This window comes from Verrucomicrobiaceae bacterium (assembly GCA_016713035.1).
In the GTDB taxonomy this organism is placed as follows: Bacteria; Verrucomicrobiota; Verrucomicrobiia; order Verrucomicrobiales; family Verrucomicrobiaceae; genus Prosthecobacter.
The window spans coordinates 736,244-759,737 of record JADJPW010000001.1 but is presented as its reverse complement, the minus strand read 5'-3'; the positions used below and the strand labels follow the sequence as shown (position 1 = coordinate 759,737).

Annotated in this window: 25 protein-coding genes and 3 pseudogenes; 20 read left to right on the top strand and 8 right to left on the bottom strand. The window is 59.7% G+C overall.

Translation table 11 applies throughout. The annotated features are described in order from the left end of the window. Window positions 1–86: 86 nt before the first annotated feature. Window positions 87–1,430 carry a DUF1501 domain-containing protein gene (locus IPK32_03285; GenBank protein ID MBK8091034.1) on the top strand — a complete coding sequence of 448 codons (1,344 nt, stop codon included), beginning with the start codon at window positions 87–89 and terminating at the stop codon, window positions 1,428–1,430. Between the two features lies 1 nt (window position 1,431). Here the strand turns inward: IPK32_03285 and IPK32_03280 are convergent, their stop codons facing one another. From IPK32_03280 to IPK32_03270, 3 genes are read right to left on the bottom strand one after another with little or no spacing between them, the layout of a single operon-like run. Then, the gene (locus IPK32_03280; protein ID MBK8091033.1) at window positions 1,432–1,620 is read right to left on the bottom strand and encodes a hypothetical protein; all 189 of its coding nucleotides are present in this window, start codon (window positions 1,618–1,620) and stop codon (window positions 1,432–1,434) included. Beyond that, complete coding sequence (locus tag IPK32_03275; GenBank protein MBK8091032.1) at window positions 1,598–2,419, bottom strand: TIGR00159 family protein; 822 nt, start codon at window positions 2,417–2,419, stop codon at window positions 1,598–1,600. Before IPK32_03275 ends, IPK32_03280 begins: the two co-directional genes overlap by 23 nt. 54 nt (window positions 2,420–2,473) lie before the next feature. Beyond that, window positions 2,474–3,454, bottom strand: coding sequence for a L,D-transpeptidase (locus IPK32_03270; GenBank protein MBK8091031.1), 981 nt, complete (start codon window positions 3,452–3,454; stop codon window positions 2,474–2,476). Between the two features lie 114 nt (window positions 3,455–3,568). Here IPK32_03270 and IPK32_03265 point away from each other — a divergent pair, with 114 nt between their 5' ends. From IPK32_03265 to IPK32_03255, 3 genes are all read left to right on the top strand, one after another. Then, the gene (locus IPK32_03265; protein MBK8091030.1) at window positions 3,569–4,804 is read left to right on the top strand and encodes a PQQ-like beta-propeller repeat protein; all 1,236 of its coding nucleotides are present in this window, start codon (window positions 3,569–3,571) and stop codon (window positions 4,802–4,804) included. A 59-nt stretch (window positions 4,805–4,863) separates the two neighbouring features. Continuing rightward, window positions 4,864–5,700 (top strand): hypothetical protein, encoded by an 837-nt coding sequence (locus tag IPK32_03260; GenBank protein MBK8091029.1) that lies wholly within the window; start codon window positions 4,864–4,866, stop codon window positions 5,698–5,700. Between the two features lie 63 nt (window positions 5,701–5,763). Then, on the top strand, window positions 5,764–7,938 hold the full coding sequence (locus IPK32_03255) for a hypothetical protein (protein MBK8091028.1): 2,175 nt from the start codon (window positions 5,764–5,766) through the stop codon (window positions 7,936–7,938). Between the two features lie 6 nt (window positions 7,939–7,944). On the opposite strand, the pseudogene IPK32_03250 reads toward IPK32_03255, so the two are convergent. Next, window positions 7,945–9,363: pseudogene (locus tag IPK32_03250) on the bottom strand (Gfo/Idh/MocA family oxidoreductase). A 126-nt stretch (window positions 9,364–9,489) separates the two neighbouring features. Here IPK32_03250 and IPK32_03245 point away from each other — a divergent pair. From IPK32_03245 to plsX, 4 genes are read left to right on the top strand one after another with little or no spacing between them, the layout of a single operon-like run. After that, window positions 9,490–10,482 carry a phosphotransferase gene (locus IPK32_03245; protein MBK8091027.1) on the top strand — a complete coding sequence of 331 codons (993 nt, stop codon included), beginning with the start codon at window positions 9,490–9,492 and terminating at the stop codon, window positions 10,480–10,482. Between the two features lie 56 nt (window positions 10,483–10,538). Further along, window positions 10,539–11,249, top strand: a complete 711-nt coding sequence (gene purQ / locus IPK32_03240) for a phosphoribosylformylglycinamidine synthase I (GenBank protein MBK8091026.1) — start codon at window positions 10,539–10,541, stop codon at window positions 11,247–11,249. 44 nt (window positions 11,250–11,293) lie between these two features. Next, complete coding sequence (locus IPK32_03235; GenBank protein ID MBK8091025.1) at window positions 11,294–11,506, top strand: hypothetical protein; 213 nt, start codon at window positions 11,294–11,296, stop codon at window positions 11,504–11,506. Then, a complete protein-coding gene (gene plsX / locus IPK32_03230; GenBank protein MBK8091024.1) occupies window positions 11,496–12,326 on the top strand; it encodes a phosphate acyltransferase PlsX in 831 nt (276 codons plus the stop codon). The genes IPK32_03235 and plsX overlap by 11 nt, the downstream gene beginning before the upstream one ends. Before the next feature lie 330 nt (window positions 12,327–12,656). Here the strand turns inward: plsX and IPK32_03225 are convergent, their stop codons facing one another. After that, on the bottom strand, window positions 12,657–12,980 hold the full coding sequence (locus IPK32_03225; GenBank protein MBK8091023.1) for a transposase: 324 nt from the start codon (window positions 12,978–12,980) through the stop codon (window positions 12,657–12,659). Between the two features lie 98 nt (window positions 12,981–13,078). Then, the gene (locus tag IPK32_03220) at window positions 13,079–13,864 is read right to left on the bottom strand and encodes an IS3 family transposase (GenBank protein MBK8091022.1); all 786 of its coding nucleotides are present in this window, start codon (window positions 13,862–13,864) and stop codon (window positions 13,079–13,081) included. 158 nt (window positions 13,865–14,022) lie between these two features. On the opposite strand from IPK32_03220, the gene IPK32_03215 reads away from it, so the two are divergent. The 11 genes and pseudogenes from IPK32_03215 (at window position 14,023) to map (ending at window position 20,711) form a co-directional block, all read left to right on the top strand. Next, window positions 14,023–14,397: an ISAs1 family transposase gene (locus IPK32_03215; GenBank protein MBK8091021.1), complete on the top strand. Its 375-nt coding sequence runs from the start codon at window positions 14,023–14,025 to the stop codon at window positions 14,395–14,397. Then, entirely contained in the window at window positions 14,351–14,728 is a 378-nt protein-coding gene (locus IPK32_03210; protein MBK8091020.1) for a hypothetical protein, read from the top strand. The genes IPK32_03215 and IPK32_03210 overlap by 47 nt, the downstream gene beginning before the upstream one ends. A gap of 64 nt (window positions 14,729–14,792) precedes the next feature. Continuing rightward, window positions 14,793–14,993, top strand: coding sequence for a hypothetical protein (locus tag IPK32_03205; protein MBK8091019.1), 201 nt, complete (start codon window positions 14,793–14,795; stop codon window positions 14,991–14,993). 150 nt (window positions 14,994–15,143) lie between these two features. After that, window positions 15,144–15,745, top strand: a pseudogene (gene rplE, locus IPK32_03200) (50S ribosomal protein L5). A gap of 39 nt (window positions 15,746–15,784) precedes the next feature. After that, window positions 15,785–16,177 carry a 30S ribosomal protein S8 gene (gene rpsH / locus IPK32_03195; protein MBK8091018.1) on the top strand — a complete coding sequence of 131 codons (393 nt, stop codon included), beginning with the start codon at window positions 15,785–15,787 and terminating at the stop codon, window positions 16,175–16,177. Window positions 16,178–16,213: 36 nt separating this feature from the next. Continuing rightward, window positions 16,214–16,753 carry a 50S ribosomal protein L6 gene (gene rplF / locus IPK32_03190; protein ID MBK8091017.1) on the top strand — a complete coding sequence of 180 codons (540 nt, stop codon included), beginning with the start codon at window positions 16,214–16,216 and terminating at the stop codon, window positions 16,751–16,753. Between the two features lie 30 nt (window positions 16,754–16,783). After that, window positions 16,784–17,140 (top strand): 50S ribosomal protein L18, encoded by a 357-nt coding sequence (locus tag IPK32_03185; protein MBK8091016.1) that lies wholly within the window; start codon window positions 16,784–16,786, stop codon window positions 17,138–17,140. Window positions 17,141–17,182: 42 nt separating this feature from the next. Continuing rightward, complete coding sequence (rpsE, locus tag IPK32_03180) at window positions 17,183–17,770, top strand: 30S ribosomal protein S5 (GenBank protein ID MBK8091015.1); 588 nt, start codon at window positions 17,183–17,185, stop codon at window positions 17,768–17,770. A 35-nt stretch (window positions 17,771–17,805) separates the two neighbouring features. After that, on the top strand, window positions 17,806–18,249 hold the full coding sequence (gene rplO / locus IPK32_03175; protein MBK8091014.1) for a 50S ribosomal protein L15: 444 nt from the start codon (window positions 17,806–17,808) through the stop codon (window positions 18,247–18,249). A gap of 112 nt (window positions 18,250–18,361) precedes the next feature. Continuing rightward, window positions 18,362–19,863, top strand: a pseudogene (gene secY / locus IPK32_03170) (preprotein translocase subunit SecY). Window positions 19,864–19,880: 17 nt separating this feature from the next. After that, window positions 19,881–20,711, top strand: a complete 831-nt coding sequence (map, locus tag IPK32_03165) for a type I methionyl aminopeptidase (GenBank protein ID MBK8091013.1) — start codon at window positions 19,881–19,883, stop codon at window positions 20,709–20,711. Window positions 20,712–20,753: 42 nt separating this feature from the next. Here map and IPK32_03160 read toward each other — a convergent pair whose 3' ends face one another. Both IPK32_03160 and rsfS read right to left on the bottom strand, forming a co-directional pair. After that, window positions 20,754–21,995, bottom strand: coding sequence for a PQQ-like beta-propeller repeat protein (locus tag IPK32_03160; protein MBK8091012.1), 1,242 nt, complete (start codon window positions 21,993–21,995; stop codon window positions 20,754–20,756). A 41-nt stretch (window positions 21,996–22,036) separates the two neighbouring features. After that, window positions 22,037–22,570, bottom strand: a complete 534-nt coding sequence (gene rsfS, locus IPK32_03155) for a ribosome silencing factor (protein ID MBK8091011.1) — start codon at window positions 22,568–22,570, stop codon at window positions 22,037–22,039. Window positions 22,571–22,721: 151 nt separating this feature from the next. Between rsfS and pyrF the strand changes: the two genes are divergently transcribed. Further along, window positions 22,722–23,474: an orotidine-5'-phosphate decarboxylase gene (pyrF, locus tag IPK32_03150; GenBank protein ID MBK8091010.1), complete on the top strand. Its 753-nt coding sequence runs from the start codon at window positions 22,722–22,724 to the stop codon at window positions 23,472–23,474. Window positions 23,475–23,494 lie beyond the last annotated feature (20 nt).

The following is a 23,494-nucleotide window of genomic DNA, read 5'->3' as shown; positions in this document are numbered from 1 at the left end:
GCATCAGGTGGAATATCGCGTGCGGGCAAGGGAGAGAGCGAGAGCCTGAGCAAGAGGAGGGAAAAGTGACCGTAGGTTGGGGTGGTATGCTCTCGATTCGTTCTTCTTCGGTTCATCAAGGCTTCTGTGATGGAGTCTCGCGGCGTGATTTTCTCCGTGTGGGGGGATTGGCGATGGGTGGGCTGTCTTTGACCGATTTGCTGCGGGCTGAATCTGCGACAAAGGCTGGCAGTAGGCATAAGGCGGTCATCATGGTCTTTTTGCCCGGTGGGCCACCGCATCAGGATATGTGGGATATGAAGCCGGATGCTCCGGCGGAGATTCGGGGCGAGTTTAAGCCCATCTCGACGAATGTGCCTGGTATCCAGCTCTGTGAGCATCTGCCGCGTCTGGCGCGGATGATGGATCGCAGCTCGCTGATCCGCTCCATTCATGACTCGGAGGGGCGACATGATGCTTTTCAGTGCCTGACGGGTCGTGCAACCAAGCAACAGCCGCCGGGCGGCTGGCCGTCGATGGGGGCCTGTGTTTCGCGGCTATTGGGTGGTGTGACGCCTTCGATGCCATCCTTTGTGGGGCTGTCGCCCAAGATGGGGCACATGCCGTGGGCGGATAATGGGGCTGCGGGCTTTACAGGTGTCTCGAATGCACCTTTTCAGCCAAATCGTGAGGGCGGCACGGGTGATATGGAACTGAAAAACATCTCGCTGGATCGGCTGCATGATCGCAAGGCGCTGCTGGCCAGTTTTGACACGCTGCGCCGTGATATGGACGCGAGTGGGTTGATCGGCGGGGTGGATGTGTTTCACCAGCAGGCGCTGGATGTGCTGACGAGCCCGAAACTGCTCCATGCACTCGATTTGAGCCGGGAGGACCCGCGTATCGTGGAGCGCTATGGCAAGGGAGAGAATCGCAATCGCGATGATGGTGGGCCGCGTCTGACGAGTCACTTTCTGGCGGCTCGCAGGCTGGTGGAGGCGGGGGCACGTGTGGTGACGCTGGGATTCAGCCGCTGGGACTACCACTCGAACAATTTTGGCCAGCTCCGTGAAGATCTGCCGCTGCTAGATGCAGGGCTCACGGCGCTGATCACCGATCTGCATGAGCGTGGCATGGATCAAGATGTGAGCGTGATCTGCTGGGGAGAGTTTGGTCGCACACCGACGATCAATCCCAAGGCGGGCCGTGATCACTGGCCACGGGTGAATAGTGCGCTGCTCGCCTGTGGCGGCATGCGTCATGGTCAGGTCATCGGCTCGACGGATAAGCATGCGGCGGAGCCTGCGGACCGCCCGGTGGCCTTTGGCGAGATTTTTGCCACCCTTTACCGTCAGCTCGGTATCGACGTGAGCAAGGTCACGCTGCCGGATCACAGTGGCAGGCCGCAGTACCTCGTGGATTCGCATTTGCCGATGGCGGAGCTGATCTGAGTCAGCGCACGATCGCAGGTGCTACGCTGGGATCACGCGGGGGCCAGGCGTGTTGTTGCCATTGCGGCATCTGGGGCTGGGTGATCTGCGCTTTGATCATGAACCAAAAGAGGAAGGCTAGGACGAGGGCGATGATCTTCTCACGCCAGTTCCGCACGAGCATGTCTTTAAATCGCGTGATCGGGCTCATGGGCATCCTCCTTGTCTTTGGTGGTTTCTGCGGTGCTGCGATCATCGGAGCCTTCGCCGAAGAGGATCTCATTGATGCGGGAGCGCAGCTCATCGGGCTCCAGATCGTGCTCGAGCTTGCCGTGGTAGCAGAGGGAGAGTGCGCCGGTTTCTTCACTGACGACGAGGGCGATGGCATCGGTCTCCTCCGTGATGCCCATGCCTGCTCGGTGGCGTAGGCCGATGGCGCGGTCCTGGATGTCACGCTGGCTGACGGGGAAGACGCAGCCCGCACTGGCGATGCGGCCCTGGTCGATGATCACGCCGCCATCGTGTAGGACGGTCTTTGGATGAAAAAGAGTGCCAATGAGCTCGGTGGAGAGCTTGGCGTCCATCTCCACGCCGGATTCTGCAAAGGGCTTCAGGTCGATGCCACGCTTCAGTGCAAAGAGGGCACCGCAGCGGCGCTTCGAGAGCTGCTGCATGGCCTCCATCAGGATATCCAGTGCCTCGGGGTCCGGGCGATTGAAGGAGAAGATGCGGTGACTGCCCAATTCTGCCAAAACACGTCGCAGCTCTGGCTGGAAGAGCACCACCAGGGCGATGGCGAGGAAGACGGACACTCTTTGCAGCAGCCAAGTGATGACGGCGAGGTCTAGCAGCAGCGCGATGAGTGCGAGGCCGAGTAGCAGCATCAGCAGCCCGGTGAGGATGCGTGCGCCACGGGTGGCACGGAAGAAAAGATACCCATGATAGGCCAGCGCGGCGAGGATGAGGATCTCCACGCCGTCGCGCCAATGGGTTGTCAGAAATTCAGGCATGCAGTCCGGTGCGTGGATGATGCAGGGCGGGGATGAAATGGCAAGGCGGGTGCGTCATTTCACGATCACTTTGGCCCCAGGGCGGATGAGGCCGGGCAGGCGGATGGCATCCCAGTTCGCGAGGCGGACGCAGCCCGCGCTGCGTGTGCGACCGATGGTGCGTGGCTGGGCGGTGCCATGCAGGCCGATGCCGCTTTTGCTCAGTCCACACCAAATGACGCCGATGGGGCTATTGGGCCCCGGTGGCAGGTGAAAGGCCTCATCGCCACGCACGCCTTCTTCGAGGAATTTCTTGTCGTAGCGGAAGCTGGGCGTCGTCATCATGCTCTGGATCTTCCATACACCGGTGGGGATGAATTGCGGCTTCCCTGGAGTGATGGGGAAGGCGGCGATCATTTCCTCATCCGGTGTGTAGATGGCGGCCATACGCTCCACAGTGTCCACCACGATGGTCCGAGCAGCCAGCGTCTTGTCCGTAGCAAAGGTCTGCATGGCCTTCACTTCTTCGATTTTAAAGCTGCGGATGTTTGGCACCACAATGATGGCCCCGGCCTTCATCGCGTCGATGTTTTTGCCGGGATTGATCTTTGCCAAAAAGCTCTCGTCCGTGTGGAAACGCTCTGCCACCAGCTCCGAGAGACTGCGGTAGGCCATGTAGGGGAACTCGGACTGCTTTTCAGGATCATCGGGCAGATCTTTGTTGATGTACTTCAGCACATCGGCCTTCACTTTGTAGGCAGCGAAGATCACCGGCACCTCCGCCTCGGCTGCGGACTTCACATGGTCCCAATTGTAGAGATCCTTGTGCCCGCGTGAGTAATTGTAGTTCACCACGGCCTTGTAAGTGAACTCACCGATCGCTCCATCGAGCTTCCCTGGGCCAAAGAGGTGCTTATCGAGGAAAATCTGGATGCGTAGCACGGTATCGCGATCCTTGGGCACGGATGGGTCGTTTTTGGCTGGGCCAGTGTCTTGTGCGACGAGCACGGTGGCAGAGGTCAGCAGTGCCCAAAGCAGCATCAATCGGTAAATCATGCTGCATGAGTGGCGGGGCTGCGCCCCATGGTCAAGGCCGCTCCTGGTTTCTAAGCCTCTTCAGTGCCGCTTTTTTGCCATCTTCGCGTTTTGCCGTCGTATCATTCGCCCTGCATGACTGTGTTTCGTTTCGTCTATTGGAGTCTTTGTTGTTTCAGCATCCTCCCCGCGCTCCGAGCGCAGGACTGGCCGCGCTGGCGTGGTGCTGCTGCGGATGGCCGCTGGAATCCACCGGCACTCCCGGCAGATTTTGCCAAGCGTGAGCCGCAGCGGCTCTGGCGGCTGCCCATCGGTCCAGGATACGGCGGGGTCACGGTCAGTGATGGCCGCGTGTATGTCATGGATCGGCAAAAACAGCCGCAGGGAATCGAGCGCGTGCTCTGCATCGACGCAGCCAGTGGCAAGCAGCTCTGGGAGCACCACTACGCCGCCGACTACGGCAGCATGGAGTATGGTAGCGGCCCGCGTGCCTCCGTCACCCTCGCCCATGGCAAGGCATGGACCCTGGGGGCGACCGGCATCGCCTGCTGTCTGGATGCGGAGCGTGGCACCGTGCTGTGGCAGCGAGACACCGTGGCCGAGCTCGGGGCACGCGTGCCGCAGTGGGGCTTTGCGGCATCACCTGTGCTCGATGCCGAGCGAGTGCTGCTCCATGTCGGTGTGAAAGAAGGCTCCGTCGTCGCCTTGCAGGCGGATAGCGGCGTGGAGATCTGGCGCGGTGGCCCAGATCCGGCTGGATATTGCACACCGGAACTCATCACCCATACCGGCAGCCGCCAGCTCATCGCCTGGGGGCCAAAAAACATCCAGAGCCTCGATCCCACCACGGGCCGACTGCTTTGGTCATGGCCTTACCCCATCACCTACGGTGTCAGCATCGCCCAGCCACTCTATCAGGATGGCATCCTGCTCGTCAGCGGTTACTGGCACGGTGCCAAGGCACTCCGACTGGGCCCGCAGCCCACGCTCCTCTGGGAAGACGAAAAAAACATCTGCGGCCTCATGTCTGCCCCGCTGTGCAAAGACGGCACCGTCTTCATGCTCGATAAAAAGCGTGGCCTCCAGGCCTTCGAGCTCCGCACTGGGCGTATCCTTTGGAGCGATGACGGCCAGCTCACCCCTGAAGACCGCAATCCGCAGATGAGCCTCGTCTGGATGGATGAGGCGCACGACCTCGCGGCTCTGCTCAATGCCTCCGGCGAGCTCGTCTATGTCCGCATCACCGCGCAGCGGCGTGAAGAAATCGCCCGCTGGCAGGTCATCGGCAAAACCTGGGCACATCCCGCCTTCGCGGGTAATAAGATCTTCGCACGGGATGACAAAGAACTCGTCGCATGGAGCCTTTGGTGACTGAAAATGCTCAATTTGAAACTTGAAAGCACACGCAGTGTCCAGACACTCCGCCTCGTATGAAAAAACTCTCCTTCGCCGCAGTCGCAGTCGCTGCGCACGCACTTTTCCCAGTCCTTCTCGCTGCACAGGCCACTACACCAACGCCTGCGGCTCCCGCAGCACCTGCCGCTCCTGCTCCGAGCACCAGCACCGCGACTGCGGGCGAGCCTGCGGTCTCTCCGCTCATCCAGGCCCTCGGCGACTCGATCCCGCCCGATGTTGCGCAAAAAGTCGGTGTCCTGCTGGAAGAGGCTCAGAAAGCGCGGAAAGAAAATCGCTACACCGGAGCCCTCAGTAAGCTCGAAGAGGCCGAGAAGCTCGCCCCGAAGGTCTCACTCATCTACACCATGCGTGGTGATGTGTATCTCGCTCCACGTCGGCGTGACTTCGATCTCGCCAAAGAGCAGTTCCTCAAGTCGCTCGAGCTCGATAGCACATCGCCCGGCCCGCGCTTCAACCTCGCCGAACTCGAATTCGCCCGGCATGATTTCCCCGTGGCCGCAGCCGCCTTCCGCAAGCTCATCACCGACTTCCCGAAGCTGCCCATGACCATCCGCCATCTCTCACTCTTCCGTATCGTGATCTGTGAGGCCCGGATGAAGAACTACGACGTCGCTGAAAAGATCATCAAAGACAGCTTCACCTTCATGGACGACTCACCCGCCTACTACCTCTCTGGAGCTGCCGTTTCCTTTGCGAAAAAAGATCTCAAGATGGCCAACGAGTGGATGCTCCGTGCTGCGGGCATCTTCAAGGAGCCCCAGCTCGGCCCCTATCTGGATGCCTTCCGCGAAATGCGCTGGATCAAAGACGTGGACTGGGAGGCACTGCCAGACCCATCTGCGGGGAAATAAGCCGCCTTGGGTTCTGATGCCCTGTGATGGAAGTCGCGGCATGGAGTGGCCGTTTGTCCTCTCATGCGCTGCTTCCTCCTATTCCTGCCGTTTTTCTCCACGCTGGCTGCCACGCCGACTCTGCCCGGCACACAGCCACTCGCTGCTGAGGCTGATTTCTCGGCAAAAATGGTCGCAGGGATCGACAAGATGGCGCTGCGGCTCATCGAGAAGTCCAAGAGTAGCCGCCAGCCCACGCGTGAGAAGCTGAAGGCCGCGATTGGCATCGTGGATGAGCGTGTGCCCGTGACGGCGCTGGAACTCATCGGTGACACGGCTTCTCCTGCGCTGCTGCTGGAGACGGAGCAGTGCCGGGTCTTCCGAGTGCGGTGGCCGGTCTTTGACGGAGTGCATGGCGAGGGCCTGTATGTGCAGCCAAAATCGAAACCGAATGCGCGGGTGATCTATCTGCCAGATGCCGACGGCACGCCGGAGAAGCTGGTGGATCAGTGGCTGCTGACGACGGGCTGCGAGGTGGTCATCCCGGCGCTGGTGAGCCGTGGCACGGAGTTCAGCACGAATGAGAAATTCAACGTGAAGACGAACGTGCCGCACCGCGAGTGGGTTTACCGCCAGAGCTATGAGCTGGGTCGCCACATCATCGGCTATGAGGTGCAGAAGGCGCTATCCATCGTGGATTGGTTCAAGTCGCAGCCAGAGCAGGTGCCACTGCTCATCGCGGGGGTAGGGGAGGGGGCGATGCAGGCGCTGCATGCAGCGGCGATCGACGAGCGGATCGACAGCGTGTACTCGATGGGCTACTTCGCACCGCGTGAGGCACTGTGGCAGGAGCCGATCGAGCGGAATGTCTTTGGCCTGCTGCGTGATTTCGGTGATGCGGAGATCGCTAGCCTCATCGCGCCGCGTCCGCTGGTGCTTCAGCATCTTTTTTATCCGAAACGCGTCGTCTCGATGGAGGCTGAAAAAGGCACGCGGGCCATCGCGGCACCGGGCAGGCTCTCAGCGCCTGATTTGGCCGCTTTTGAGGCCGAAATCGCCCGTGCGAGAGTGCTGGCACCGACGAGCCGCATCCTGGCCGCCACGCAGGAGACAATGAATGACCAAATCATCCACTTCCTGCTGCCGAAAGCCAATGCGGATGCTGCGCTGAAGTCGCTGAAGATCCAAGGTGACGCGATTTCGATCAAAACCGACCCCACTCGGCAAAAACGCCTCATTCGTGAGTTGGAGAGCTTTACGCAGCGTCTGCTGGTGAGCACCGAGACGGAGCGGAATGAGCAGTTTTGGAAAAAACTGCCGCTGAAGTCGCTCGCCGACTACCAGGCCCACACGGCCAAAGAACGTGATCGTTTCTGGAATGAGGTCATCGGACGGCTGCCGGACCCGAATCTGCCCATGAATGCCCGTAGCCGCTTCGTGCGAGAGACGGACAAAGTAGCGATCTACGAAGTCACGCTCGATGTGTGGGAGGATGTGTTCGCGTGGGGATGGCTCTGCTTGCCAAAAAATCTGCAAGCAGGCGAGCGGCGACCTGTCGTGGTCTGCCAGCATGGATTGGAGGGCATCCCAGAGGACACGATCACCACGGATGCCACGCAGCGTGCCTTTGGTGCCTATCAGGCCTTCACACTGCGATTGGCAGAGGAGGGATTCGTCACCTTCGCTCCGCATAATCCGTATCGCGGCATGCATGCCTTCCGCACGCTCCAGCGGAAGCTCAATCCTCTAGGGCTCACTCTTTACAGCGTCATCAATGGCCAGCATCAGCGCATCCTAGAGTGGCTAAAGGCGCAGCCCTTTGCACAGCCAGAAAAGATCGCCTTCTACGGCCTGAGCTACGGTGGGAAAAGCGCCATGCGCACGCCAGCGGTGCTGCCAGACTACTGCCTGAGCATTTGCAGCGGTGATTTTAATGAATGGGTGCGCAAGTGCGTGAGCAGTGACATGCCGATGAGCTACATCCACACGCACGAATACGAGATCTGGGAATGGAACATGGGCCGCACCTACAACTACGCGGAAATGGCGGCCCTCATCGCCCCGCGTCCCTTCATGGTCGAGCGCGGCCACAATGACGGCGTGGGCACCGACGAATGGGTGAACTACGAGTTCGCCAAAGTGCGCCGCCTCTACAACAAGCTCGGCATCGGTGACCGCGCCGAGATCGAGCACTTCGATGGTCCCCACATGATCCATGGTGTGGGGACGTATGAGTTCCTGCGGAAGTGGCTGAAGTGAGCGCACTCAGCCCAGCGTCCAGCCAGCACGGGGCTCGCGGGAGATGAACTGATTGGCGGTTTCGATATTGGTGATGCGCATGGCTTTGGCATCCCAGAGAATTTTGCCACCCGCACGGTGGGCGACGTTGCCCAGGTGGTTCGCCTCCGTGAGTGGCCCTGCGTAGCTGAAGGGGCTGGCGGTGGGCGTGCCGTTCTTGATGGCCAGCAGCCACTCGGCCTGGTGGCCGGGGCTGTCGGGGATGAAGGGCTTCGGCGGAGTAAAGTCTTTGAAGCTGGCCTCTGGGAGAAGGACATGTTTGCCGTAGTCGGAGAGCAGCATGCCTTTGTCCCCGATGAAGAGGACGCCGCTGGACCATTTGCTGATGAGAGGATCGTTCTTCCAGACGTCTGGTTTGCTGCTGCCCTGGTGCCAATGGATCTGGCAGGCGGGCATGTCGCCGCGTGGGCCGTATTCATAGACGGCGTGCATATTGGCCGGAGCGAGCTCTGGGTGTGGCTTCGGGCCAAAGGCCTCGACACTGAGCGGGGCATCGAGCTTCAGTGCCCAGAAAGGGAGATCATTCCAGTGACTGCCGAGGTCGCTCATCGTGCCATTGCCGAAGTCCCACCAGCGATACCACTTCGGGCCGGGGAAATAGACATCGTTGTAAGGCCGCATCGGCGCAGGGCCGATCCAGAGATCCCAATCGAGGTAAGGCGGTGGCTCCTGTGCCTCCGTCGGACGCTCAGTGACATAGATTATGTCCTTGTTGGCCTCGGCCTCCTCCTTGCTTTGCAGCCCCCAGGCGCGGGAGACGCAGACATGCGCCTCGGTGACTTTGCCGATGGCTCCACTCTGGATCAGCTCGACGACGCGGTGATAATTCGCCCCGGCATGGATCTGGGTGCCCATCTGCGTGGCGACGCCTGCTTCTGCGGCGGCCTGGGTGATGAGGCGAGCCTCTGCGACATTGTGCGTGAGCGGCTTTTCGCAGTACACGGGCTTTTTCATCTTCAGCGCCGGCATCGTGGCGTAGGCGTGCGTGTGCTCCGTGGTGCTGACGACGACGCCGTCGATCTAGCTCTCTTTGAGGGTGTCGTAGAGCCTGCGGAAGTCGCGGAAGGTCTGCGCTCCTGGGTGCATGGCCGCCGCACGGTCCAGATTCTGCCCATTCACATCGCAGAGAGCGACGACGTTTTCTGCGGAGTCGGAGGCCGAGGGGCGCGGGGTGGTTTCCTTGTCGCCCTTTTTGCCGCCACCGACGGAAATGCCGGTGATGGCGCTCAGATTGCCACCACCGCGTCCACCGACGCCGATGAAGACGAGATTGAGCTTCGCATTCGGGGAGCGAGCACGGACGATGGCAGGAAATCCTAGTGCGGCAGCCGCTGCGGCACCGCTAGTGGCGAGAAAGTGACGACGTGAATGGCGTGAGGAAGGCATACAAGCCAGTAACGACGCCGGGGCGGCACTCTTGCCTGTGGAGAAAGCGAGCGGACTCGAATCCGCACTGCGCCGTGCTTGCCAGCAGAGCTGCACGGCTTATGGAGTGCCACTCCGACCACCACGATGCCTCCCGAACACGAAGCGCTCCTCACCCTGACCCGAGACCAATTCCCCGACCTGCGCGGTGTGCCGTGTGAGGTGGAGCAGATCGTCAAAGGGGGCTCAGATAGGCATTTTTACCGCCTTCAATGGCAGGATGGCGGGCATCCGCCGATGATCCTGATGGTCTATACCATGGCCCGGCGGGACAATCCGAAATTCGTCCCCGCCACCCGGCGGCTAGCCCAGATCGGCGTGCATGTGCCAGCGATCCGCGCCTTTGACGAGCAGCGCCTCTGCGTGTGGCTAGATGACCTGGGCCGCATTGATCTACATAGCTTCCGGGAGCGGCCGTGGAACACACGCTTCCCACTCTATGAGGCCACCCTACGCGAGGCGGCAAAGATCCACAGCATCACGGAGGAGGCCCTCACGCGTGCGGACCATGCGGAGCTGGAGCCCGAGTTCGATGAGGCACTCTATGAGTGGGAGCAGCACTACTTCCTCGATCACTACGTGCGTGGCTTCCTGGGGCGCGAGTACACGGACAAAGAATACGACTCTGCGCATGAGGCCCTGCGCCGCCTGCGCAGGCGGCTGGCACGCCTGCCACGCTGCCTCGTCCACCGGGACTTCCAGAGCCAGAATGTGCTCATGCGGGGCGAGCAGGCATGGCTGGTGGACTACCAGGGCCTACGCCTCGGGCTGGGGGAGTATGACCTCGCCAGCCTGCTGTATGATCCGTATGTGAACCTCACTCATGAGGAGCGCGGCTACCTGCTGCGCTATTATGCAGATCATCGGAAACTGCCCCTCACCGAGCTGCGGGAGGTTTTTTACCTCTGCGCCGCGCAGCGTCTGATGCAGGCCCTCGGTGCCTATGCCAATCTCAGCCGGAATCTCGGCAAACCGCACTTCGAGCAGCACATCCCCGCCGCCATCGCCAATCTCTCCGAGGTCTGCGAAGCAGGGCAGGGGCTCACGGAGCTGCGCAGACTCTTTGCGGGTGGCTTGTAGCGTTCTCGGGAACTGAATGTTGCACCCCCGCCTTCAGTCGCCATCATGCGCCACCCATGCCCCACGCCCTGCTGATCAAATTCCCCGGAACCAACTGCGACGCCGAGACTGCCCGTGCCCTGGAAAGTGCCGGTTTTAGTGCTGAAGTACTGCCTGTATCCCTCCTAGAGCCCGCCTCGCTCGAAAAGGCGCAGATGATCGTGTTTTCCGGCGGCTTCAGCTACGGCGACTACGTCATGTCCGGCCGCATCGCCCAGCTCATCACGAAATCGAAGCTCGGCGACAAGCTCAAGGCCTTCGTCGCCGGTGGCGGCTATGCCCTCGGCATCTGCAACGGCTTCCAGATCCTCTCCCAGCTCGAACTACTGCCCAAAGCCAGCCTCATTCACAACACCAGTGGCCGCTTCATCTGCCGCTGGGCCGGTTTGAAGAAAAACACCGCCAAAAGCAGCCCCTACCTCAGCAAACTGCCCGAAAACTTCGAGCTCCCCATCGCCCATGCAGAGGGCCGCGTCGTCGCCGAGGGCCAAGATGCCGCCAACTACGTCAAAACCGGCCACGCAGCCCTACTCTACACCCAGAACGTCAATGGCAGCACCGCCGCCATCGCCGGACTGCAAGACGATACCGGCCGCGTCTTTGGCCTCATGCCCCATCCAGAGCGCTTCATCCTCCGCAGCCAGCATTATGATCCAGACTGGAGCGGCGATGCGCAGCACGGCTGGGGCCACTTCCTCTTCCAAGGTGCCCGCGAGGCCCTGAACTGAGCTCTTTAGCTCTTCATCACGGATTCCGACCTCCTCCACCCGAAATGAAAATCGCTCTCGATGTCATGGGCGGCGACCACGCCCCGCAAAACCCCATCGGCGGTGTGAAGCTCGCCCTAGAGACACTGCCCCAGATCGAGAAAATCTTCCTCGTCGGCGTGCCAGACATCATGGAGCGAGAGCTCGCTGCCCAGGGCGTCTACAGCCCGAAGCTCGAGGATCGTCCCCGCCTCCCAGATCGTCGATATGAGCGATAGCGGCCTCGATGCCGTGCGGAAGAAAAAAGACAGCTCCATCAGCCGCGCCGTCGATCTGGTCAAAGACGGCAAAGCCGATGCCGTCGTCAGCGCCGGGCACACCGGCGCCGCCGTCACCGCCTCCTTGATCAAGCTGCGCACCATCAGCCACATCGAGCGGCCCGCCATCGCCAGCATCATGCCGTCCCTGACGAAAAACTGGGTCCTCATCGACGCCGGGGCCAATCCCGACAGCGAGCCCGCACACCTCGTGCAAAACGCCATCATGGGCCACGCCTTTGCCCAGCATGTCCTCGGTCGGCCACAGCCCGTCGTAGGCCTCATGTCCAACGGCACCGAGGAGGAAAAAGGCAACGCCCTCACCAAAGAAACCGCCAAACTGCTGCGCAACACCCCCGGCATCCACTTCCGCGGCAACGTCGAAGGCCATGACATCTGGGAAGACCCACCCGATGTCGTCGTGTGCGACGGCTTCACGGGCAATATCCTGCTGAAGACCGCCGAGGCCCTCGCCCACGCCATGTTCGCCATGATCAAGCGTGAAATCCTGGCCTCCAGCCTCCCGGTAAAGATCGGTGCCAAGCTCGCCCGACCTGCCTTCAAGCGGGTGCATCAGCAGACCAATGCGGATGAAGCCGGCGGCATGCCCCTGCTCGGCCTCAATGGCATCACCATCATCGCCCACGGCGGCGCCTCAGCCTACGCCATGAAAAACGCCATCCGCCAGGCCTGTGAGTCCATCCAGCACCAAGTGAACCCCCACATCATCGCCGCCGCCACCGCCCACAGCCTCCACCTGCACTCGCAGAAGGTGAGTTAGTTTTTTTGTTCTTGGTTCTTGGTTTATCAGACTCTGACTCCGTCTCCAACTCCTCCTCCCTGGAACCAGAAGAGTTCTACCACAGAGCTCCGGAACCCAAAGCGGCTTGATTGTGGAACGGAGAGTAACTTTTGAGTGTATCCACAGATTGCGCAGATTTCACAGATTGAAGTCCATCTGTGAAATCTGTGGATAAAAATTCAAGTTATTCGGGAGGACATATATGAGCCTGAATCCGTGAGGTAACGACACCAACCCAACAGGTTGCCACATGACGACTCTTGCACTCACCATGATCTTTCGTCGAAAACGTGGACACGGAAAGTTGGGTTAGTTGTTTTGGATGGATTGTTCGAAGGCCACAGGTGATTTGAAGCCGAGGGCGCTGTGAAGGCGCACGGGGTTGTAGAAGGTCTCGATGTAGTCGAAGACCATGGAGCGGGCTTGGGCGCGGGTGGCCGGGACGGTGGTGCCGAAGCATTCAGCTTTCAGCGTGGCCCAGAAGGACTCCATGGTGGCGTTGTCGTAGCAGTTGGCGGTGCGGCTCATCCTGGCGGTGATGCCACGCAGTTTGAGACGCTGGCGGAACTTCGCTGCTGGTGTATTGGCAGCCACGGTCGCTGTGGTGGAGCAGGTCTTTTGGCTTTGATCCACGTGTTTGCAGGGCGAGTTCGAGAGCTGCGTTGGGCAGTGTCGTGGCGAGGTCTTCACGCGTGCTCCAGCCGAGGATGCGGCGGCTGCAGAGGTCCATCTCAGCGGCGAGATAGAGCCAGCCTTCGCGAGTCGGCAGGTAGGTGATGTCGGTGACCCAGACCTCGTTGAGGCGCTTGGGGGCGCTGCGTTGGAGGAGGGTGGTTGGGAGCGACTGCCGCCGTTTTGTCAGTCACCGTGGTGCGCGGCACGAAGCGGCGCTTCTGGCGCACGCGGAGGTTTTGCTCACGCATGAGCCGGGCGATGCGGTTGTTGCCGTGGTGCAGACCCTTGTCGCGCAAGGCACGCACGAGGCGTGGCGAGCCGTAGGTGCCCCGGCTGGCGGTGAATGCGGCGCGGATCTCGGTGGCGAGCTGCGCGTCCTGGCGGCGGCGTGGGCGTTGGTGCTTGTGCAGGTGGGCATGGAAGCCGCTGCGGCTGACGCCGAGGGTCTGGCAAGCTTGGGCGAGGTTCATGCGCGGCTGCTCGTGGTGGAGGGTTTGGATGAGGGCGTAGCGCTGGCTTCTTGCTGGGCTACTATGGCCAAGGCTTTTTTTAAAATGTCGTTCTGAGCGCGGATGAAGTCGAGTTCGCGGCGCAGGGCGGCGATCTCCACCACCGCGGCTACGGCACTGGAGCCTCCTGCGTTCGCCAGCCCGGCGCTGCGCGCCTGGGGGCTGGCTCACTGCGGCTCCAGTGCCGTAGCGTTCCTTCCAGTCGCGCAGGTTCAAGGAAATGCCCAGTTCGCGGGCAAGCTGGGCGGCCTTGCGGCCGCTTTCGAGCAGCGCGACTGCGTCGCGTTTGAACTGCTCGTCATAAGTGCGTTTTTTTGTTCCGGTCGTGTTCATGCTGCTTTGGGTAGTTACCCAACTTTTGCTGTCCACGAAAACGAAGAAGGCTCACACCTCCTCATTGTCTCCCCGCCACGCAATCCTCCGAGCAGCCAGACATCCTGAGGCTAAGGCAACTCTTCGCCAGCCTGCCCGATCCGCGCGTCATCGGTCGCGTGCTGTATCCACTACCCGAGGTGCCGCTCGAAATCATGGAGCTGTGGGTCGGCGGACTCGATGGCAAAGTCAGCCGTGGAGCCAAGGACAGCATCACGGGAAAGAGCATCCTGCACATCCTGCACTCCTGGGTCAGCGAAGCCTCCCTGAGCGTCGGTCTCGAAGTTTGCGCCGAGAAGAGCAACGAACTGGAAGCCCTGCCACGGTTACTCGCCCGCCTCCAACTCCACGGAGCCACCGTTACCATCGACGCTATGGGCGGCCACCCCGATATCGCCAAGCAGATCCAGGAGAGCGGAGCCGACTACATCCTCGTGCTCAAAGCCAATGAAAAAGACGCGCATGAAGCCGTCATCGCCCGTTTTCCGTTTTGAGAGTCTGCGTCTGCCGGAGGATGAAACCCATGCGCAGGGCGGATGGCAGCCCGGCTGCGAAGTAAGCACCACCAGCGAGCAAAACCGCGGACGCTACGAGAAACGCGAAGTCGTCGTCATCCGCGAGATGAACTGGTGGCCCAGGTCATGGAAATGGGCGGGGCTGCAAAGCATCATCTGCGTGCGGCGCGAGACGATGCGCCAGCGCCACTGCGCGGAGAGACCAACGGTCGAAATGCATTACTATCTCAGCAGCTCGGAGGGTCGCCGCCGACCTGGGCCGCCTCATCCGCAACCATTGGTCGGTAGAACTAGAGCGCAGCGGAGATAGACTGCCGCAGGCAGCCCGCAGGGCGAGCGTAGCGAGTCAAAACCAGTGCCATCATCTGCTGGAGGTGACCTACCACGAGGATCACAGCCAGATGCGGGACAAAACCGCCGCGCACAACCTCACCTTGCTGCGCGAAATATCAGCCAAGGTGCTCAAGACAAGACCGCTGAAAGGCTCCGTACGCAGCAAGAGCAAGCGATGCGCCCTTGACCCAACCTTCCGCTCCGAAGTCATTCGTCCCATTTTCCATGGTTTTGGTTCGTAAGCCCTGGCCAATTGTGAAAAACTTGAAAAAGAAGGTTGCGCATGGCGGCGCACTCGCCACCATCGCGGCCCCCTGCCTCCCCCCTCGATCACTGTGTCGGCAATCCCTGCCGGACCTCGAAGGAAAGGAGGCGCAGAACACCACTGAATCATGGAGCCCGCTCTCAAAACGCTGTACAAGCAAAAAATCGCCGAACTTAAAACACAACTCGGCGTCACCAATATCCACGAAGTCCCCCGCCTGGAGAAATCGTCATCAATTGCTCTGTCGGCAGTCAGGGTGAACGTAAGCAGGCTATCGAAGATGCTGTGAACGAAGTTCAGCTCATCACTGGTCAAAAGCCTGTCATCACCCAGTCGAAGAAGGCTATCGCTAACTTCAAGCTCCGTGAGGGTGAGAATGTTGGCGTCAAAGTCACGCTGCGTGGCAATAAGATGTATGACTTCCTGATGCGTCTGGTCCGCACGGCGGTGCCTCGTATCCGTGACTTCCGTGGTGTTGCTCCCCGTGCATTTGATGGTCGTGGCAATTATACTCTGGGCATCACCGATCAGTCGATCTTCCCTGAAATCGAGCTCGATAAAATCAAGCGCACGCTCGGTTTTGACATCACCTTTGTCACCACGACTCAGAATGACGATCATGCGCGTGAAATGCTCCGCGCACTCGGTATGCCCTTCCGCGCTATGGGCAAGAAGAAGAGCGATGACGCTGCGGCTGAGTCCGCTGCACAAAGCAGCCAGCAGGCATAATATTACACACTGAAATAACCACGGACCCTACGCCACGTCATGACTGACCCGATTTCTGATTTCCTCACCCGCATCCGCAACGGCCTCGCCGCCGGCCAGGAGCAAATTTTGGCCCCTTTCTCCAAAATGAAAGCTGAGCTTTCCCGTATCCTACAGGAAGAAGGCTACATCTGGGGCTACGAAGTGGACACTTCTGGTGCCCACCCGAAGCTCAAGCTCAAGCTCAAATACACGGAGGACAACACTCCTGTCATCCGCAACCTCAAGCGTGTCTCCAGCCCGGGTCTGCGCCAGTATGTCTCCTGTGATGAAATTCCCCGCGTCCTCGGTGGCCTGGGTATTTCCATCCTTTCCACATCACGCGGCGTCATGACTGGCTCCCGTGCCCGCAAGGCCAAGATCGGCGGCGAACTCCTCGCCACCATTTGGTAAACCTGATCTGAAACACCTAACGGAATCCATTTTACCATGTCCCGCGTCGGCAAACTCCCCATCTCTATCCCTGACAAAGTCACCGTCAAAATCGGCGACGATCGTGTTGTCCAGGTCAAAGGCCCCAAAGGCGAACTCGCTTGGGCTCTCCCCCGTGGTGTCACCGTCAATGGTGATGCTCAAACCATCAGCGTCACCCGTGACTCCGAAGATCGTGTTGTCCGTGCTCTCCACGGCACCACGCAGCGCCTGATTTGCAATATGATCATCGGTGTCAGCCAGGGTTACACGCGTAACCTGGAAATCCACGGCGTGGGTTTCCGTGCTGCTGTCAAAGGCAGCAATATCGACCTTCAGCTCGGTCAGAGCCATGACCGCCTGCATCCCATCCCCAAAGGTGTGAAGGTGACGGTCACTGAAAATACCAAGATCGCCATCGAAGGCATCGACAAGCAGGTGGTCGGGCAGCTCGCTGCTGACATCCGTGCCTATTATCCGCCTGAGCCTTATAAGGCCAAGGGCGTCCGCTACGTCGGTGAATACATCCGCCGCAAAGCTGGCAAATCCGTCAAGTAACCCCCTCCAATTTTTCGCCCGCAGACCATCATGGCCACTCAAAATCGCAAAGCCATCCGCGCTACCATCCATCGGCGCATTCGCCGCAAACTTGGCGGCACCGCCCAGCGCCCCCGCCTCGCTGTTTACTTCTCCAACACCAACGTGTATGCCCAAGTCATCGACGACGAGGCTGGCAAGACGCTTGTATCCGCTTCCACCAAGGAAAAAGGTTACGGTGCTGGCAAGGCAAACTGCTCCCATGCGACCAAGGTCGGTGCAGCTATCGCCGAGCGCCTTCTTGCTAAAAACATCAAATCCGTCGTTTTTGACCGCGCAGGATTCACATTCCACGGCAAGGTGAAAGCTCTTGCTGATGCCGCCCGTGAAAAAGGCCTCCAGTTTTAATCCTTGTTCCCTCATCTCTCTCTTTTCCCCTCAACTAACTGTATGGCCACCGAAATAGAAGCGCCCGTCGTTACCGAAGAAGTCGAAGTCTCCGCCGAGGCCGCCGCACCCGTTTTCACACCCCGTGAGCGTGGTGACCGCGAGCGTCCCGCCAGCGACACCATCGAAAAAGTGGTTCACATCAACCGATGCGCGAAAGTCGTCAAAGGCGGCCGCCGCTTCAGCTTCAGTGCTCTTGTCGTCGTCGGCGACCAAAAGGGTAAAGTCGGCTGGGGATTCGGTAAAGCTAACGAAGTGGCAGACGCCATCAAGAAGGCCACTGAAAGCTCCCGCAAAAACATGGTGACCTACAACATCACCAATGGCACGATCCCGCATGAAACCATCGGCGATCATGGCGGTGGCTACCTCATGCTCAAGCCTGCATCCCCAGGTACAGGTATCATCGCTGGTGGTGCTGCCCGCGCCGTGCTCGAGTGCGTCGGTGTCAAAGACGTGATCGGGAAGTCCCTCGGCTCCTCCAACCACGCCAACATCGTCAAGGCTACTCTGCACGCCCTCAGCACCCTGCGTCTGCCAGACGAAATCCTCCGCGCACGCGGCCGTCAGCCACGCCAAAAGGCTCTCTAAGCCACTAGTATCACCCTCTTAATTTTCAAATCGACATGCAACTTCAAGACACCACCAATCGCCCCGGCGCTCGCAAGCGTCGTAAGCGCATCGGCTGCGGAGAAAGCTCCGGCCACGGCAAAACATCCTGCAAAGGCAACAAAGGTCAGATGGCCCGTTCTGGTCGCGGTATCCGCCCCGGATTCGAAGGCGGTCAGATGCCGATGCATCGCCGACTCCCGAAAAAAGGCTTCAATAACGCTCTTTTCCAGGATGCGATCGAGATCGTGAATGTCGGCGAACTCAATGACGCCTTTGAAGACGGCACCACCGTCGATGAAGCCGCTCTTCGCACCGTAGGCCTCGTCTCCCGTAACTGCGACATCATCAAAATTCTCGGCACCGGCGACATCAGCCGGAAACTCACGATCCAGGGCGCAAAAGTCTCCGCCGCGGCCCGTGAGAAGATCGAGAAGGCTGGTGGCAGCATCGCCGCTTAAACTCCACCTCTCGAACTTTTAAACCAACCACTCACCGTGATGGGCCGGTTTCCCGCAGCGCCCCGCTGCCGCAGGAAGCAGGCCCATCACCGCATCAAGCAGCCAACCGCCCATGATCTCCGCATTCGCAAACAGCTTCAAAGTCCCCGAGCTGCGTTCCCGCATCCTCTTCACGCTCGCCATGATCGTGATCGTGCGCATCGGCACCCAGATCACTCTCCCCGGCATCGACCCTGGCGTCCTCGGTCAGTGGATCAAAGACGCCTCAGAAAACACCAGCAGCGCCGGTGCCCAAGTCGCCGCCCTGCTCAACATCTTCTCCGGCGGTGGTTTGCAGAACTGCGCCATCTTTGCCCTTGGCATCATGCCCTACATTTCGGCCAGCATCATGCTTCAGCTCCTTACTGCTGTGTGGCCACCGCTGACCAAACTCGCCCGTGAAGAAGGTGGTCGTCAAAAAATCACGCAATACACCCGCGTCGCCACCATTGTTCTTTGCGTCTTTCAGGCCTACTTGCTCGTCAGCTCCTTGGCAGATCCAGATCGGAATTACCTCATGCAGGGACTCGGTGATACCATCGCCAAAATGGGCCGCCCGCTTATCCCGAATTACGGCTGGATCACCTTCATCATCCCTGCGGTCATCACCATCACCGCTGGCACCATGTTCATGATGTGGCTCGGTGAGCAGATCACTGAGCGCGGCATCGGCAATGGCGTCTCCATCCTGATTTGCGTCAACATCGTCTCGGACCTCCCAGGTGCCTTCATTCAGGTCTGGAAAACCTACGTCAGCGGCGAAAACGCCACGGCCTCCAGTGGATTAACCCTCGTCCTTCTTGTCGGCTTCATGATTATCGTGATTGCCGGCGTCATCGCCCTTACCCAGGCTACTCGCCGCATCGCCATCACCTATGCAAAACGCGTCATGGGCAACAAAATGGTCGGCGGACAGACCCAGTATCTGCCACTGAAGATCAATTATTCCGGCGTGATGCCCATCATCTTCGCCCAGGCCATCCTACTCTTCCCCAGCAGCATCCTTGCCTCCATCTTTAAGGATGTGGATTGGATTCAGCGCCTCTCCATTTTTGTCAGCACCGGTTGGAGTAGCTACATCATCTCTGCCATCCTCATCTTCTTCTTCAGCTACTTCTGGGTCGCCACCATGTTCCAGCCTTCCAGATCAGCGAGGACCTCAAAAAGAGCGGCGGCTACATCGCCGGCATCCGCCCTGGTAAGCCCACTTCGGACTTCCTCGACTTCACCATGAGCCGTCTCACCTTTGCGGGGGCAGCTTTCCTCACGGGACTCTACCTCCTGCCTCTGCTCGTCGGTTCCTGGCTCGGCATCTCCTCCAGCGCCGCCCAGTTCTTCGGTGGCACCAGCCTACTCATCCTCGTCGGTGTCGTGCTTGACGTCATGCGCCAGGTCGAAACACACCTGCTTCAGAGTCACTATGATGGCTTCCTCAAAAAAGGTCGCATCCGTGGCCGTTTCGACCGCCTCCAGCAGACTGGCAAAGTGGTGGACTCCACCACCATTGTTTGGCTCTGGCTTGGTATCGCCGTCATCGTCCTCGTGGCGATTACTAGCTACCTCATCAATAAGTGAGCATTTTCTCAAGGCTCATGGCACTCGCTAAATCGGGGAACATCCCCATCCGTCACGGTCACCAGCAGAATTGCATCCGAAAGGCTGGCCAACTCGCTCGCGACATCTTGCTCAAAACCGCAGCCGAAGTCCACGCTGGTGCCACCACCGCGCAGATAGACCGCTTTGCAGCTGCTGAGATGAAGGCCAGTGGCTGCACCAGTGCCTTCCTCGGTTACCGCCAGTTTCCGGGGAACATCTGCATCTCCATCAACGAAGAAGTCGTCCACGGCATCGGTGGTCCTCGTGTCATTCAGGATGGCGACATCGTCAAAATCGACATCGGCATCTACCGTGATGGCTGGGTCGGAGACAATGCCCTTACCGTCCCCGTAGGAAACGTCGCCAAAGAGACCCTCCACCTCATGGCGGCGACCGAGGAGTCCCTCCACAATGCCATCAAATTTGCCCGTGATGGATGGATGCTCGGGGATCTCTGCCACAGCGTCGAGCACCACGTCAGCCAATATGGCTACTATGTCGTGCGTGAATTCGTCGGTCACGGAGTCGGTCGTAAGCTGCACGAGGACCCCCAAGTGCCCAACTACGGCAAAAAAGGTGAACGCCCACGGCTGAAAGCCGGCATGACTCTCGCCATCGAGCCCATGATCAACATGGGCACCGAAAAGACTCGCATCCTGGAAGACAAGTGGACCGTCATCGCCACCGACCGCAAGCCCAGCAGCCACTACGAGCACGTCGTCCTCATCACCCCAGATGAGCCGGAGATCCTCACCTACCGCAAGCGCATGTTCCCACAGGGCGTGGCCGATCTCACACCCCAGCCCATCAGCGCCCTCTGGCCGTAACAGGCACCGGTTGAATGAAACCTAGAGATTCTGGCAAAGGCCCTACTTCTTGCCGATGCACCACAGGTTCTTATATCCACGGATGAAGAGCTGGCCGTCGCTCACGGCGATGGAACCGATGATCTTTTCACCCAGTGAGTTGGTCGCGACCAGTTCATACTTCGGAGCGGCTTTAAAAATGTGGCAATCGCCGATCTGGTTCGCGGCGTAGCAAAGACCATCCGCAGTGAGCACTAGGGATGACCAGTTCTGGCCTTTGAGGCGTTCATTAAAGACCATCTCGCCGGTTTTCAGATTGCGGCACTCCACGATGCCACCATCGCTGAGGATGTAGTGATAGCCACCGTGCAAGACACCGCTGCCGATGCGTTGGCTTACCTTTGGCAGATGCCAGAGGCGGCTTTTCTCAGTCACATCCCCTTTGCCTCCGGGCTTCACTGCGAGGGCAGCTCCATTGTAGCCGCTCATCGCCACCATCATGCCATCGGTATAGAGCGGCGAGTTATAGACCAACTTCGTGAGTCCGCCGCAGGTCCAGAGTTCTTGCCCACTCATAGGATCAAAGGCGCAGGCACGGCCAGGGTAAGTCATCAACAACTCATAGTGTGAGTCGATCTTGCGCAGGAGCGGATCACTCCAGGAGCCCAGCCATTGCTTATTGGCTCCTTCACCGCTCGCACCGCCGGGTTCCGCATGCTCCCAGAGTGTTTTGCCGGTTTTTTTATCGAAGCAGTAAAGCACCGTTTTCTCTCCGGGACCGAAATTGAGGAACACGCGGTCGCCAGCGAGCACGGGAGAGGTGCCATTGCCCCAAATGTGGTGCTGCTTGCCCAAGTCGGTGCGCTTCCACAGCTCCTTGCCATTCATGTCGTAGCAAAACACACCCGCAGAGGCGTGGAAGACGATCACACGCTCACCATCCGTCGCGGGGGAGGCCGCGCAGTAGGGATTGGTGCCGTGAGTCAGCTCAGGTTCCTTATAGAGGATGCCTGCATCCCAAAGCTGGCGGCCAGTTTTGCGATCAAAGCACAGCAGGAGCCGCTTGCCCTCTTTCTCGATAGCTTGCGTGACGAAGACCTTCTCGCCCCAGACCACCGGAGTGCTATTGCCGCGATCTGGCAGAGCCACCTTCCACTGGACATTCTCTGTCTGGCTCCATTTCAGAGGCAGATTGGACTCGGAGCAGGTGCCATCCCCATTGGCACCGCGCCACATGGGCCAATGATCCGCAAAAACGGCAAGCGAAGGGCAAAGAGTGAGGAGAAGGAGCAAGGAGCGATTCATGGCAGTGAATCCAAAACGTCCTTATTCGTTCAGCTCATGCCTTACTTGGCCGCTTTTTTTGCCTGGGGCTTCGGTTTGGCCGATTTAGCAGCTTTTTTCGCTTTTGGGGCCTTGGTCGATTTGGACGACTTGGCAGAGCGTTGGGCGAATTTCTTTGTAGCGGGCTTTTTTGCCCGTTTTTCGCGTTTCGGACGCTCACGCTTCGGACGTGGCTCTGGCGCAGGCGCATCCTCAGTGAGTGCCAGCTCCGTCGCATCGCCCCAGAGCTCCTCCAGAGAGTAGTACTCACGCTTTTCCGGGGAGAGGATGTGCACCATCACATTGCCGTAATCGAGGATCATCCACTGGCTGTCGTAGGTGCCATCGCGGTAGAGTGGGCGCTGCTTATGATGCTCCTTCATCTCATCCTCGATATGGTCACGCACAGCACGAAGCTGCGGGGCGGACATCGCGCTGCACAGCACGAAGTAGTCATTCACGGGGGAAAGGCCGCGTAGATCGAGAATGCGGATGTTTTCGGCTTTTTTGTCGTCTGCAAAGGCGGCGCAGGCGCGGGCGATGTCTAGGTCGTGCATGTGGGAGTTTTTCAGTTACGGGATTCCAGCCATAAGCACGGAATGCGCGGCAATGACAGGACTTTTACGCGGTATCGCCCCACAAGCCCTCGCAATCTGCATCACCTTGCGCCTTGAATCGCTAGATCATCCGTTCATAGCACAGCCGCTCATGACCTTTGTCGAAAAACTCTCTGCCCGCATCGCCGCTACTGGCTCCAATCTCTGCGTCGGACTCGATGTCCGCGCCACCGACGCCAGCGACTCCACCAAGCGCTGGATTCTCGACGTCATCGAGCAAACCGCGCCTTACGCCGCCGCCTTCAAGCCGAACGCCGCCTACTTTGAGGCCCTAGGCTGGCAGGGCGTCAAGCTGCTGGAAGAAATCATGGCCGCCATCCCTGCGGACATCCCCACCGTGCTCGATGTGAAGCGTGGCGACATCGGCGAGACACAGGGCTACTACGCCAAGGCCTGTTTTGAAGTGCTGCGGGCAGATGCCGTGACACTCAATCCCTACATGGGCCGCGACACACTGGAGCCCTTCCTCAAATACACCGACAAAGGCATCTACCTCCTCGGCGTGACCTCCAATCCTGGAGCCAAAGACATCGAGCTGCAAAAAACCGGAGAGCGGCACATTTACGAACTCGTCGCGGACATGACCGCAGGCCACTCCCAGGCCGGACTCGTCGTCGGACTCACCAATGCCGCACCGGACGTGCTCACACGCATCCCCGATGTGCCGCTCCTCATCCCCGGTCTCGGAGCCCAAGGCGGCGACTTAGCCGCTCTGCGTGGCAGTGACCACACCGCGCCGCTGCTCATCAATGTCAGTCGCGGCATCCTCTACCAGGATGAGTCGCTGCCCTTTGCCGCCCGCGCTCAAAAATGGGATCAGGCCATACGTGCAGCCTTGGCCTGATCCTGAGTATGAGAAAGCAA